General features: G+C 63.0%; 1 protein-coding gene. It reads right to left on the reverse strand.

From position 1 onward, the window contains the following. Positions 1-59: 59 nt before the first annotated feature. On the reverse strand, positions 60-435 hold a 376-nt coding region (locus H7U32_RS10480; RefSeq protein ID WP_204469951.1), incomplete at its 5' end, for a hypothetical protein.

Here is a 435-nt window from a genome sequence, read left to right on the forward strand (position 1 = left end):
CTCCAGCTCCTCCTCGCCCACCCGGCCCAGCTTTTGGGCCATGGCTAAAATCTCCTCCGTCACTGCAGCTTCAGCACCTTGGCTGCCTCCGTAAAGAGCTTGGCAAAGCCGGAGATGCTGGTGATGGCGGCCCGCTCCAGCTGCCGGTCAATGAGCTTGTCGTACTCCACCAGCACGTCGGAGCCCTGCACCATCTCCAGGGCATACCGCTTGTCCAGGCCGATGAGCTTGCCGCTCTCCAGGGCGGAGGTGCGCAGCAGGGTGGCCCCCAGGGGGGTGGCCAGCTTGCCGGTGCCCTGGAAGTTGAGGCCGGTGAGGGGATTCTGGAACTCGTCCATCTTGAGCATCTGGCGCATCATATCGCCGGACACCAGCAGGGTGTTCATCTCGTAGGGCTCAAACTGGGCCCAGAAATCCACCAGCTCGTCATAGGTC

Origin of the sequence: Bifidobacterium pullorum subsp. saeculare (genome assembly GCF_016899725.1) — a bacterium.
Lineage (GTDB): Bacteria > Actinomycetota > Actinomycetes > Actinomycetales > Bifidobacteriaceae > Bifidobacterium > Bifidobacterium pullorum_C.